Source organism: Pseudoalteromonas sp. Scap25 (assembly GCF_013394125.1).
GTDB lineage: Bacteria > Pseudomonadota > Gammaproteobacteria > Enterobacterales > Alteromonadaceae > Pseudoalteromonas.
Window position 1 is genome coordinate 316684 of record NZ_CP041328.1, and the last position, 13782, is coordinate 330465.

Genomic DNA, 13782 nt, shown 5'->3' on the forward strand with positions numbered 1-13782 from the left:
ATGCTACACATTAATGCCTTATACTACGGTATAACGGCTCGCTTGTTACTTTGTACATTACTGTTAATTGCACCCAAAGCAATCATCGCAAAGCAGTTACCGACTCTTTATCAATGGCCTATTGATGAGGAGTCTTTTGTGATTATAAATGTCAGGGTAAATGGGCGCTCAGTTGTCTCTGATTTAGAAGCTTACTATTCAAAATCAAATAAATTGCTATTGCCCATAAGCGCCCTGAAATCGACTATGGGAATTAGCTTAAATGTGTCACAAAATACACTGGCTGCTAAAGTTGACGCAAGTGAGCTGGTTCTCAATGCTGAGCTTTCCTCAACTTTAGCCCCCTCAGAAAATGTTTCATTGTGGGCTGTCGATGACTACGACCACTATGTTGATTTATCCGTCATAAATACACTTTTAAATACCGACTCGCGCTTTGATTACTCACTGATGCAGGTTTCATTTTCTAGTAGCTTGCTTACTTATAATAACAACCAAGTAACGAGTGGTATTACAAAACAAATTAAGTCCAAAGCACTGCAATACGACCACTTTATAGACGACCAATACCAAACGCTGACCTATCCGGTATCTGAATATTCATTATCAGCAAGCTATAAATCGTCTAATAATCGTTATAAGGGGCTGCTCAGGCTTAATAGCTACTTTGACTTATTTCATCATCGAGCTGAACTACGATTCAACAAAAACGAAAACACCGCTAATACCTTTTTAAAAGTAACTAAAGACTTTAATTTAAGTGAACAAGATCACTCACTGGCACGCATTCACTACCAATTGGGAGATATTCAATCTCAATCAGATCAGCTTATTACTAGCTCAAATCAAGGTCGGGGATTTTATATTTCAAATGCTAACCCACATTCGGCACAAAACTTTTCAACCATTACCATTGAAGAACCCGCATTACCGGGCTGGCAAGCGGAGCTGTATCGAAATGGTCAATTTATTGCCACTACTCAAGCTAACGACGAAAATTTGGTTCGATTTACCGATGTTGAAACGTTTTACGGCAACAATATTTTTGAAATTAAACTTTTTGGCTCACAAGGCGAGCAAGTTACACGCACTCAAAAATATACAATAGGACAAGACGCTCTATCGCCCGGAAAAATAAGCTATCAAGTAGAGTTTTTAGAAGCAGATAAAAGCGTTTTTAATCAATCTAATAACGCTTCAACAGCGATGAGCAATTCCTTTAAAAGCAATCTATCATATGGCATTAGTGAATTTATCACTTATGACGCTCAAGTTACTCATTTGCAAACTGACCAAGATAACAGCAGCTACCTATCATCGGGGCTAAATACACTTACAGATCACGGCAGTTACCGTTTTCTAGCCACAAAACAACTCGATGCTGGCTATGCTTATTTTGCCGGCTTTAGAGGCCTACTTTCTGATACACTTTTTAACGACATCAGTGTTAATGTTGAATACAGTGCCCTTAATGACTTTTCTAGCGCTTTATTTGTAGCACAAGAGAACTCACTCAAAAATAGGCTGTTATTGAGCCTAAATGGTCGGACTGATTTCTTTAACTCCCTTAACTGGAATATGAGATGGAGCAATGAAGTACGTGAAAATACCAACACTAAAAACCGACTCTCATTAGGTATCAATAAAAGTTATATCGGAGGAACATGGTCAAGCCAACTATTTTATGATGACGATACGAATAACCTAATAAACCGGCTTTATTCTTCAATGGATATTGCCTCTTGGAAATGGACCAACACCTTAGATTGGCAGACTAATAATGGCGCAGAACTTACTCGTTTGAGAAGTAGTTTACGTTGGCCACAAACACAAAGCACCTTCAATCAAACACAGCTGACTTATCAGTCTAACTCTGCAGCAAATACGCTTTTAAGTCATCAGTATACATACCGCCATGAGATATTTAATATACAAGTATCAGGGCAAGTTGATAATCAAGGAGATTGGCGCTTATCTTTAGGTTTAAATGGCACATTTAGTTTTGATCATTTAGAAGCAGACTTTAACTTTGACACTCCTCGCTCATTAAATTCCGGGCAAATAGAAGTTAGTTCGTTCATAGACTGGAATGAAAATGAAATCTTTGACCAAGGCGATGAGCCAATTCAAGACGTTAATTTTACTGGCAACTATCTATGGCGAGATAAATACACCAATAATGACGGAAAGGTCTTGCTGCCAAGCAGTTACGGTGGCCAGGTTTTAGATGTTAATTTACGCTCGTTGTCTAATCCTTACTTGCAGCCCTCTTTAGGGAAAATTAAAACATTAGCTCATAGAGGCGGACAAACCAAAGTAAATATTCCTTTAGTGGTCTACAACGAGGTTGAGGGGACTATTTATCTATCGAGCAATGAAAAGAGTAAACCTATCGCAGGACTGACGGTTGTACTTAAAGAAAAGGGCGGCGAAAAACATTATTCAACGGTCACTGAATATGATGGTTATTATTATTTTTCTAATGTTTCTCAAGGAAGTTATATTCTTGAAATAGAAAAAAATGAGCAGCTATCAGAAAACATAACCATAAAAAACCTTCCCGAGCAGATCATCACTGAAAAAAGCGGCGATACCATAATACTGCAAGACATCATTGTATACACAAATAACGCTAATACCTTAAATAAGCAACCAACAACAGCAGCTAAAGCAAACCAAAACACGCCTTATTTTGTGCAATTAGGCGTATTCAAAAAGTTTCAATCGGCACTTATTGTGGCGAATAAAATTGATAAAGCAGCCTATGCTTTGCAGTTATATAAACATGAAAACCGTGATAGCTATTACCTCGTTGCAGGCCCATATAATAATGCAGCTAAAGCACAGCAAACCATTAATGATGTTTATTCAATACCGGCGCTTCATGGCAGCTTTATGGTTGATGTAAGGCGATATGCCTCACCACAGTGGCGAAAAATAGGGGAGTGGGGCGATATGCAAACCCAAAAAACTGAGACTTACTTTTGCCAGTATGGTGCATATACCTCTGAAAAATCAGTTAATAAAAAACTGCTAAGGGAAAATCCATCACTGTTCGTAGCAAAGCAAGCAATAAAAGGTGAAGCCCATTATTTGATGCTGTCAGGGCCGCATAATGCAAAGCAAACAGCGTGTGATAAGCAAGTGGTTAAACAAATAGAAGGGCTCACCACCGCGATAAAGAAACCTTGGCACAGCATTTTTGCTATAAATCAGTAGTAAAGTACTGCACCTGTGTTTTGCCATCACTGTTTAAATGCGACTCACATTTTATTTCACAACGCGCTCCCGCGGATTCGGCAACCCAAATCGATTGCGCGCTCTTTTTAATATAACACGCAGAATACAGCGCATCTTCTTTTTGCGCAGCAACAACAAAACAGCGTTGAAAATTACCCAAAGGTAACACTTTAATTGGATAAACTTGTTCTTGTGCAATTACACCAGCACTAAACGTTTGAGATGATTTGGCATAAACAGCATACGAAATAGCGAGCATACATACCAAAGACATTAAAATAGATATTTGTTTCATATAATTAAAGCGAATTAAAAAACAATATAGTAAGTGTAGAGTAAATTCTTTTTTATGTGTTTATTTAGCAATTATTAGATTGAAAATAGCAATGGCCGCCTATCTAATTAGTTGAATCACCACAAGTCAATGTACTGATGTTATAATACATTTTTTTGCAAAAAGAGCGGGGCACTATGTTAACTATTTCAAACAGCGTAACCATTGATGAATGGGAAGTAGAGCTAAGCGCTATTCGCTCGCAAGGCGCTGGCGGACAAAATGTTAATAAGGTAGCCAGTGCTATACACTTACGCTTTGATATAAACCGCTCTAAATTGCCCGAATTTTATAAAGAACGATTACTTGCTTTAAAAGATTCAAGGATCACCAAAGAAGGGGTATTGATAATTAAAGCCCAGAGCCACCGCACTCAAGAGCTCAACAGGGAAGATGCGCTTAAACGGCTAAAAGATCTAATTTTAAGCGCCACAAAGGTTAATAAGGCACGTCGTGCTACCAAACCTAGCCGTAACTCACAGCGTAAACGTATGGATAAAAAAACCAAACACGGCCAAACCAAAGCTCTCCGCGGTAATATTAAGCTGTAACTTAAGTAACCTGACTCTGGTTAAGCACATAAAAAAGACTGCGAATGCAGCCTTTAATTTAATCATAAGTATGATGGCGGGTGACGCTAAATCGGTTTAGGATTCGATGCACTACATACACTGCGCTTAAGCTTACTGTTACTGCAACAGCCACCGAGCTAAATCGATACATGGCGCTGTATATTAAATCTTGCCCAGGGCCTAACGACTGACCAAATAAAATCCCAAAAGTGGTCAATACCCCAAACCCAACCCCCGGTGGACCACCACCTAAAATATGAAAACGACTGAATATAAAAGATAAAATCCATAATATAGCCACCGGAAAAAGTAAAACGTCGGTATGGTTATACAAAAACAATTGCGCAACTAAAGCAGCATTACAACCTATCAGTGTACCAATAATACGTTGCCAACTTGCGGTGCCCGCCGCTTTAAAACACAGCGAAAATAAAATTAAAATAGATGCCGCTTGCGCCGAAATTGAATCTTGCAAATCAAGCACCTGAAAAACCACAAACGACAAAGTCGCAACCGTGGCACATAACAACACCTCGTGACGAATACTTTCTTTATCCTTGTGCGATACAGCGCGCATGGGTCGCGCTGTCACGTCAGGAAACAAGCCATGCATCAAGAGCGCAATAATAATAGTAATAAAAATAGCCACACCATTACTTAAAATAAGCGGGTAAATGCTACTAGCTTGATCAACATGACTGGCAAAATGTAACTGAATCGATAAACTCACCGCACCTAACGCACCAAATAAAAACGCACCACCAGAGCTCATTAAGTAAAATAACACGCAAAAACTAGCAAAAATAATGAGCGTCATTAACACCGGCAAGTGTGAAAGTAAGCCCTGTAAAATAAGCACTATAAACGCACTGTAGGCAGCACTGGCAACAAATTGACGGATCACGCCTTTGTTAATACTTGGCACTAAACCGAGTAATAACATAGGGTAAACTGTAAAAAATATTCCATTGGGCCAATTCATTAACTTGCACAAAGTAAAACCAATAGTGCAGCCGCCAGCAATCCGTAGCGCTTGGCGTAAACCATTTGAATCGAGTTGTGGCGCTTGGCTAACATGTTGTGTCATTACTCGCCCCACTAATAAATGTAATGTAACCAACTAATAAAGCGGATCTGTACTGATCCCAACCATTGACCTATAGCCGATTGTGGAAGTAACTGCACAGTGGCACGCGCACCACTGGGCATATTATTTATAAGCTGATTGTTATTTGGCAGCACTAAGTGAATACGCTGACGCTGCGCATCCCGAACCCAGCGATTGCTGGTTTCGGTGGTGCTAAGCAATCCATTCGCACTAAGTTGTCCGTCACTGACACCGGCCTCAAATATTTCAATTTTTGCGTCGAATACTTCACCAGGTCGGCTATCAAATACCACTTTTGCTAAACTGCCTGGCTGCATGTTTAATAGTGACTTTTCACGAAAATCGGCTACCAAATCTGCTTTTTTTGCTACAACCGCGAGTAATGGCTTACCCGCAACCGCATAGGAGCCCTCAAGTAACTGTAAATTAGCTACAACGCCATCACTTAAAGCACGCACTTGCGTATAAGATAAATTAAGCTCAGCTTGTGCTAACTGGTTTGCTGCATGGCGCAGTGCTAAGTTATCTTGCCCTGAATCGCCACGCGCTAAAACAGCTTCTGCCAACTGTGCTTCAAAGGCAGCTAAATTAGATTCGCTTGCTGCAAAATTTGCACGAATGCTTTCAAGCTCTTGCTCCGAAATAGAGTTTTGTTTGTAGAGTGTTTCGCCACGCTTTTTTAATAGCTGCTGCTCATGCAATTTAGCGTTAGCTGCACTTATTTGTGCCTCCAGCGCTTTTACGTTGGTATCAAGTCGTTTATTTTGCAGTTTGGCATCATCAAGCGCGAGCTGCGCTTGCTCAAGTGCTAGTTGGTAAGTATTTTTGTCTATTTCAAATAATACATCACCCGCTTTAACCGTTTGGTTATTACTAACCAATACATCGGTAACACGGCCGTTTATTTGCGGCGATATTTGCACAACCGGATGGTAAACCCGTGCTTGTGGCGTAACCGGTAGCCATACATCGGCAACAATATAATAGAAAAATACAACAATAAAACCAACGAGCGATACTTTAACGTAGCGAGCAAATTTTTGATCGGGTGTCATACTTATTTATCTCCAGATAAGCTTACAATACAACGCCGCGCGTTTTCTTCCATTTGCACTAAACTATGCGCCATACCATCAAGCTGCTCCGTGCTTAAACCTGCATATAAACGCTGTTTAATATCGCTTGTTAACTCTTTTAAGTGTTCTAATAACTTTATACCCTCATCGGTAAAGTACAATTTTTTACTGCGTTTATCGTGTTCATCAACTTGTCGAATAACTAGATTTTGCAGCTCTAATTGCTTAATGGTGCGCGTTAATGAGGGCATTTCAATACCTAAGCTAGTCGCCAGCGCTTGCTGCGTAGCCCCTAAAGGTAAATGATGTAAGTGAATCATCGCCGTCCAGCGCGACTGAGTTAAACCTAGCGGCTCAACCGCTAATGTTACCGCTTCTCGACATAAGCGGTGCACTCGACCCATATTGCCGCATAAAGTTAAATCGAGTGTTTCATGAAAAGGAATATTGCTACTCATAGGAACTCTTACTTGTGAATATCAGCAAATTTTAGCATTAGTTAGCAGGCTAAGTAAATAATTGGCATTTTAACTTCACGTAAATAAGTATTATTTAGATAAATAGTGTACGGCAAGCTTATCTAAGAAAGTATAAAGCTTATTGTTCATCTCATCATAATCGTGACTTAAGAGCTTTTCGGGCTGTTCAACAAAGCGGTAATTATGGGCATTGGTTAAATCATCGTTGGCAATGAGGAGGGTAACCACCTCGGTGGTCAATTCCATGTGGCATTGAAAACCAAATACTAAATCGCTATAAGCGACTATTTGCCTTGGACAACCTTCGCTATAGGCAATAATACTGGCCGTAGCAGTCAGCCCGGGCATATCGTTATGCCAATGCCCCACATTAAGCTCACTGCCAAAATGGCTAAATAACGGATGATTCAAGCCTGCATCGGTGAGGGTAATAGCAAACTTACCAATTTCCTTTTCTGGACTAGGTTGATAAGTCGCGCCTAACGCTTCACCAATTAATTGCGACCCCAAACAAACGCCTAACACCACTTTGTTTGCCGTGATCGCGCTGGCAATAAAGGCTTGTTCTTTTTTACTATCAAAATAAGGGCATTCTGCAAACGATGTAGCGGGCGATTGTGGCCCACCCATTACGATTAAAAAGTCTATATTATCGGTGTGTTTTGGTAAGGGTTCAGCTAAATAAATACGGGTATAAGACAACGTATGGCCATTCATTTTAGCCCAAGCTTCATAAGCGCCTGGCGCTTCAAAATGTTCATGAATAATAAAGTGAATGTGCATTGCCGTTTCCTTAAAATATTATCTGTTTAATAATACCCTAGGGTCACCGGATATAAGTGACCATGTGATATCAGCCGCTAAAAGTTAAGTAAATTAGCTGGAGAGTATTGATCAGTCAGCACCTTAGTATCACTTGGCCAATCTTTACCATCTTTGGTGAAAAACATACGCTGGCTAATTGCCTTTATATCTACGTCATAAGGGGCAAGTAACGGAGCTAGCTGCGTCACCCGCTGCGCTATTTGTTGCTCTGTAGGGATATTGCTATAACCGGCTAAAATAATACGATTACTATTATTATTGGCTGTTACATTAATAAAATCGCCAAATACCGCATGATAAGTTGCCGACTCATGTTCATAAAGTTTACTTGATGAAAACGTGTTAGCAGCAACAATTCCGCCTTCGGCTAATACGCTTTTTATTTCTTCAAAAAACTCTTTTGTGAGTAGGTGCTCAGGAATGTAATCGCCATTAAACGCATCTAAAATAATCCAATCAAATTGCTGGCTTTTAAGCGCCGCACGTTTAATAAAAATACGCCCATCTTGTACTTTAGCAGTTACGTTATCGGTTTCTATAAAGTTAAAATAATCGCGCGCCACTTTAATTACCGAAGGATCTATTTCAACATTTTCAATGCGTGCCTTTGGGTATAGCTCATGAATCATATTAGAAAGCGTACCGCCACCTAAACCAATAATGAGCACATTTTTAGGGTTATCAATCAGTAATAAACTAGAAAAAGCCAGCTTAGTATAATTAAATACCAGTTTTTTAGGGTCGCTAATGTACATGCAACTTTGGCTGCTTTGTCGAGTTTTTTCATCAAACTTTAAACAGCGTAAATCGCCAGTTTCTTCAACGAGTAGATTTCGGTATAAAGAGCGCTCTTTATGCACAACATTACTCATACTGTGAGCTGAAAATAGCAGCGCCATTATACTAATAAACAATAATTTAAGCTTGTGCATAAACGGCCTCTCGCACTTTAAGTTTATCAAAGCTAATAGCAATTAGCCCAAGCGTGCCCAACACACCAGCAAAACCTAAAATAATGGTGTTAACATCAAACGCCAGTACCATATAAAAAGAGGTAATAATGGTGCCCAGCGCACTGCCTAAGGTACTTACAAAATAAAGGCCGCCAGCCACTTGGCCGCTGCGCTCACTATTGGTAACCAGCAAACGTACGGAGTAGGGCGAGATCATGCCTAAAATAATGGTGGGTATAAAAAATAACGCGGTTGAGGCGAGTAACGAGCCATAGCGACTGTCTTCAATATGCGAAAAAATAAATGCCATAATTGGCTCAGCAAACAAAGCAATGGGCACCACCATAATACTGGCAACTAAAAAGATTAACCCATATTTGGTCAACGAAGGATGACGAATAGACAGCTTCCCTCCCAGTAAATACCCGAATGATAAGCTAAGCATAAATACCGTAATAATACTGCCCCAGATATGTACGCTACTGCCAAAGTAAGGCGCTAAAATGCGCCCACCTAACAGCTCTATTCCCATAATACTAAAGCCACTGCTAAAGGCTAAAAAGTAAATTAATGCATTTGTTTTTGTTAACATTATATTATTCTTATTGTGTTATTTTCATCCATCTTAACGTGATAGCTGTATAGCCGCTAGTGTAAAAATTAGACGCACACATAGAGCGCAAAAAAACATTTTGTTATAAAGTAACACATGCTATAGTTTTGGTTATAATATAACGTTACCAAAAAGCATTTTATGAAGTACTCATTAATTTACTTAGCCTGCTTAAGTGCAAGCGCACAAAGCATTGCCCAAAGCCAACCAATAGAGAAAATTGCGGTTACATATAAACAAGCTTACCGAGGCGATATTCCTCAAAAGCAAATGCCACAATCAATCGAAACCCTCGATAACGCGGTACTTGATCAAAAAGGAATAACTCAATTACAAGATGCGCTGGATTTTTCTGCCAGTATTTCACGTAAAAATAACAGTGGCGCATTATGGGATAGCTTTTCGATTCGTGGATTATCGGGTAACGAAAACATGCCATCGGGTTACTTAATTAATGGTTTTAGCGGTGGACGCGGATTCAGCGGCCCTCGTGATGTATCAAACATTGAGTACATTGAAGTATTAAAAGGTCCAGGTTCTGCACTATACGGGCGCTCAGAACCCGGCGGTACAGTAAATATCGTAACCAAAAAACCTCAATTTGAGCAACAGGGTGAGCTAAAACTTAGCTTAGGTAGTGATAACTTTAATCGCGTTGAAGGTGACTATACAAACGGCATTAACGATAACACAGCATTTAGAATAAATGGCGCATGGCAAGATAGCGATAGCTACCGCGATGAGGTGTACACCCATAAAAAGGTGGTTACGCCATCTATTTATCATCAAATAAACGCTTCAACCAGTATCACTTATGAATTTGAATACGTTGATTTAGCCCAGCTATTTGACCGTGGTGTTGTTGTACTTAATGATAATTTTAATACTGTTCCTAGCTCACGCTATTTAGGCAATCCAAACGATGGTGACACGCAAGTATATTCTCGCGGTCACCAAGTAACTTTAAATCACGATATAAACAATGAATGGTCACTCGTTGTAGGCGCAAACTACCGCAGCTCTACACTAACTGGGTTTTCGTCTGATGCTGAACTTGCACCCTCGCGCCAATCATTATTCGATGATGGCCGCACACTTACCCGCCAACAGCGCTACCGCGATTATGAAGTTGATGATACTAGCCTTAAATTTGAGCTAAGTGGGCATTTTGATACCGCAGGCATTACCCATCACTTATTAATAGGAGCAGACGCATACAAATACGACTTACGAACTGGACTTTATCGTTATCGCGGCGGTAATGGCACTTACACAGTTGATATTTATCAACCGAATTATAACGTTGCTCGTCCTGAGGTAGGTTTGCTCTACGAAAACAACGAACAACAAGATGCTTATGGTATATACGTTCAAGATCAAATGGATCTGACTGATAAAATTAAGCTATTAGTTGGCCTTAGATTCGATAGCGTAGATCAAGACATTTTAGAAACCAAAAGTGGTGTGCTTTCAAGCAGTTCACAAAGCCAGGTAAGTCCACGAGTAGGCTTAGTATATGAACTAAACAACGCTGTAACCTTATACAGCAGCTACTCCGAAGGCTTTTTACCATTAAGTGGTACAGATGCAAATGGCGACCCATTTGGCTTTGAATACAGTGACTCATTTGAAGTAGGCGCTAAATTTAGCTACCAAGGCATAACGGGAACCCTAGCATTATTTGATGCCACTAAAAGTAATATGTTAGTAGCCGATCCTGTAAACGTTGGTTTTTCAGCGCCTATTGGTAAAGCAAATAGTAAAGGTGCTGAACTCGATTTAAGTACTTATATTACTGATGATACAAAGTTTAATTTATCTTACGCTTATATAGATGCCAGTACGGCAAACGACATAATAAATGCTGATTGGGGCGTGCCAATCAAAAAAGGCAGCCCATTAGTCAATGTGCCTAAAAATAACTTAAATCTAACGCTTAGCCATCAAATGGCCGTTCTTGGCAAAGAGCTAGAACTAGGTGCCAGTTATCAGTACACCAGTGAGCGATTAGGCGATGCCGCCGATTTAACATTTAACTTACCGAGCTATCAACTAGTTGGTATTTTTGGGCAGGTAAACTTAACCGAGCGCACCAAGTTAAATATCAGTGTTAACAATATTTTTGATGAAGAATATGCTCAAAGTAGCTACAACGCATTATGGGTTTACCCCGGTGCGCCTACTCAATTTAAGATGTCATTGGCATATCAATTCTAACAATTTCATAGTCCCGATTAGCTATTTCAACCCGACTTTGGTTATTTAGCTTTTCATCCAAAGCGTCTTAATGTAGTGGTTAAGGCGCTTTTTTTATTGTTTTGTATAATACATAGCAGCTGTTAACCCCCTTTACAGTTATTCTTCAATTGATATGAAGGCAATTAAAAAAGCCGTATAATTTATATACGGCTTTTGTTTTTAATTAAAACTGATAGCTTATCCGAGCCGAAACATTACGTCCTGGTTGGCTATATTGGCTAAAATCAGTACCTTTGGATTGACCGGCAATGAGTTCAAACGGTACGTACTCTTTATCGAGTAGGTTAAGTAAACCTACATTCATTTGCCATGCTTGCCACTGATAATTTGCATATAAATCAACAACACCATAACCGTTACCTTGTGTTGTTTTATTACCATTAGTATCAAGTACTACATCAGACTGTGACTTGGCTAAACGCCAAGCAGCGGTCCAATTAACATTGCCAAACTCAGTGCTTACTAATATAGAACCATTTAACGGGCTAATACTAGTAAGTGGCTGATCAGAGTCTTTGTTTTCACCATCTACGTAAGCAACATTGGCTTCTAATAAAATATCGTCGGTGACATACATAGCAATACCAGCTTCTACACCGCTGATCTGGGTTTCGCTAATATTTTGGTATTGGTAAAATGTTTTATTTACATTAGAAATATAAGTTGGCTCAACACCCGCGATTGTTGTTTCGATAAAGTCATCATAGGCAGCATAAAAAGTACTTAGATTTACACTAATATCGCTACTTGCGTATCTTAATCCGATCTCGAATGAGTCACTGCTTTCAGGGTCTAAATCTGCGTTTGGTAATATTTGATAAAATGGCTCAACACCATGGCTTTGATAGGCTTGGTCGTGTGGCGGTATTTTAAAGCCTCGAACATATTGCCCATACCAAGATAAATTATCGTCTACCTGATAAATCACACCCAGCTTTGGTGAAAACGCAGACTCGGTAATATCATCAAGCTCGGCGTCAGCGTATAACGCATCTTTTTTGGCTTCAAGTGCATAATGATCGTAACGAATACCCGCAACTAACGACCAATCAGTCTCGTTAAATTTAATACTGTCTTGCATATATACACCAACTAAAGAAGTATCGGCGCCGGGAAATGCTTTTTGTTTTTCATTCGTAAAATCAACAGTACCATCATTTAATACACGGGTTTTTAAGCGTGGTCGAGTAGTATCATATAAATCAATATCTACTCCATAGACAAATTCATGCTCGGTATTTTCTCCTTTAACTTCCTTACTAAATACCGCTTTTAAGCCTAAAATATCTTGCTCAAACCCGTAGTCATTATAATCGATGTAATTTCTAGCTGCGCTTATTTGGTCACTTTGTTGCTCGTATCGACTATAAGATAGTTGCCCATACCATTTATCAAATATAGCTGTTGCCATATCTGAATCATAATCGAGTGCAAATGAGATATTTGTGTCTTCGTCTTCGGTTTCTTGAATGGATGGAGTGATTACTTGCTCTGTTGTTTGATTAAAGTAATCTAAGGTATATTTAAGGGTCCGCTTTTCATCAAGTTTTTGCTCAACTTTAAGCAGTAAAGCATCAGAGCGGGAATCGTAACCTGGTAAATCTTCAACGTAGTTTTGTACTTCTTCACTATCGCGATGGCTATAAACAGCGCTAATAGCAAAGTCACCTAAATCTTTTGCTGCTGTAATATCAGCAGCAACCTGATTGCTTTGGCCTTGATAACCTAACGCTACTTTTACTAAGCTTTGTTGATCCACTAAATAATCACTCGGGTCTTTAGTTGTTATTACTACAATTCCCCCTAGTGCATCAGAACCGTATAGCGATGATGCCGCCCCTTTTGCAACTTCAACTTGTTTAACACCCGCAACATCAAAGTAGTTTCGACCCACTAAATAACCGCCGCCGCCAGCGTAGCCATCGTTTGTGCGTCTTCCATCTTTAATAAAAACAACTCTGTTGCCACCAACACCTCGTACAGTTAATGTTTGCGCGCCTGCGCCACTGCCAGTACTTGAGATACTTGGATCGTATTTAAACATAGTTTGTAAATCTACAGCGAGCTGACGCTCAATATCTTGTTCGGTAATAACCGTTACTGAGCCAGTCACATCTTCAAGCTTTTGTTCAAAACGAGAGCCACTAACCACAATATGATCGTCAATAACATTTTCGGCCAGTGTGCTACCAGAGCTAATTAACAAAGAGGCTAATGCTGTAAATTTAAAAGAAAAGGGATTCATCTCCACTCCAAATGATAATAGTTATTATTTACTTTTAAATGGTACAACTAACCCAAAATAAGATCAATTGATTATGAT

At 39.6% G+C, this 13782-nt stretch carries 11 protein-coding genes; 3 read left to right on the forward strand and 8 right to left on the reverse strand.

Annotation, left to right across the window (positions count from 1 at the left end):
• Positions 1-3219, forward strand: a complete 3219-nt coding sequence (locus FLM54_RS16865; protein WP_178957045.1) for an SdrD B-like domain-containing protein — start codon at positions 1-3, stop codon at positions 3217-3219.
• Here FLM54_RS16865 and FLM54_RS16870 read toward each other — a convergent pair.
• Positions 3206-3535 (reverse strand): hypothetical protein, encoded by a 330-nt coding sequence (locus tag FLM54_RS16870; protein WP_041709269.1) that lies wholly within the window; start codon positions 3533-3535, stop codon positions 3206-3208. The two genes, FLM54_RS16865 and FLM54_RS16870, sit on opposite strands and share 14 nt — an antisense overlap.
• 176 nt (positions 3536-3711) lie before the next feature.
• On the opposite strand from FLM54_RS16870, the gene arfB reads away from it, so the two are divergent.
• Positions 3712-4125 carry an alternative ribosome rescue aminoacyl-tRNA hydrolase ArfB gene (gene arfB, locus FLM54_RS16875; RefSeq protein WP_010388730.1) on the forward strand — a complete coding sequence of 138 codons (414 nt, stop codon included), beginning with the start codon at positions 3712-3714 and terminating at the stop codon, positions 4123-4125.
• 58 nt (positions 4126-4183) lie between these two features.
• On the opposite strand, the gene FLM54_RS16880 is transcribed toward arfB, so the two are convergent.
• The 6 genes from FLM54_RS16880 to FLM54_RS16905 all read right to left on the reverse strand — a co-directional run bounded on the left by FLM54_RS16880 (position 4184) and on the right by FLM54_RS16905 (position 9179).
• Positions 4184-5233 carry a DUF2955 domain-containing protein gene (locus FLM54_RS16880; protein WP_178957046.1) on the reverse strand — a complete coding sequence of 350 codons (1050 nt, stop codon included), beginning with the start codon at positions 5231-5233 and terminating at the stop codon, positions 4184-4186.
• 11 nt (positions 5234-5244) lie between these two features.
• Positions 5245-6309 (reverse strand): HlyD family secretion protein, encoded by a 1065-nt coding sequence (locus FLM54_RS16885; RefSeq protein ID WP_178957047.1) that lies wholly within the window; start codon positions 6307-6309, stop codon positions 5245-5247.
• A gap of 2 nt (positions 6310-6311) precedes the next feature.
• The gene (locus FLM54_RS16890) at positions 6312-6788 is read right to left on the reverse strand and encodes a MarR family winged helix-turn-helix transcriptional regulator (RefSeq protein WP_178957048.1); all 477 of its coding nucleotides are present in this window, start codon (positions 6786-6788) and stop codon (positions 6312-6314) included.
• A 90-nt stretch (positions 6789-6878) separates the two neighbouring features.
• Positions 6879-7592 (reverse strand): type 1 glutamine amidotransferase, encoded by a 714-nt coding sequence (locus FLM54_RS16895; protein WP_178957049.1) that lies wholly within the window; start codon positions 7590-7592, stop codon positions 6879-6881.
• Positions 7593-7669: 77 nt separating this feature from the next.
• Positions 7670-8566, reverse strand: coding sequence for a spermidine synthase (locus FLM54_RS16900; protein WP_178957050.1), 897 nt, complete (start codon positions 8564-8566; stop codon positions 7670-7672).
• Complete coding sequence (locus tag FLM54_RS16905; protein WP_010388742.1) at positions 8553-9179, reverse strand: fused MFS/spermidine synthase; 627 nt, start codon at positions 9177-9179, stop codon at positions 8553-8555. The genes FLM54_RS16900 and FLM54_RS16905 overlap by 14 nt, the downstream gene beginning before the upstream one ends.
• Positions 9180-9341: 162 nt before the next feature.
• Between FLM54_RS16905 and FLM54_RS16910 the strand changes: the two genes are divergently transcribed.
• Positions 9342-11417, forward strand: a complete 2076-nt coding sequence (locus FLM54_RS16910; RefSeq protein ID WP_178957051.1) for a TonB-dependent siderophore receptor — start codon at positions 9342-9344, stop codon at positions 11415-11417.
• A gap of 205 nt (positions 11418-11622) precedes the next feature.
• Here the strand turns inward: FLM54_RS16910 and FLM54_RS16915 are convergent, their stop codons facing one another.
• Positions 11623-13704 carry a TonB-dependent hemoglobin/transferrin/lactoferrin family receptor gene (locus tag FLM54_RS16915; RefSeq protein WP_178957052.1) on the reverse strand — a complete coding sequence of 694 codons (2082 nt, stop codon included), beginning with the start codon at positions 13702-13704 and terminating at the stop codon, positions 11623-11625.
• Positions 13705-13782 lie beyond the last annotated feature (78 nt).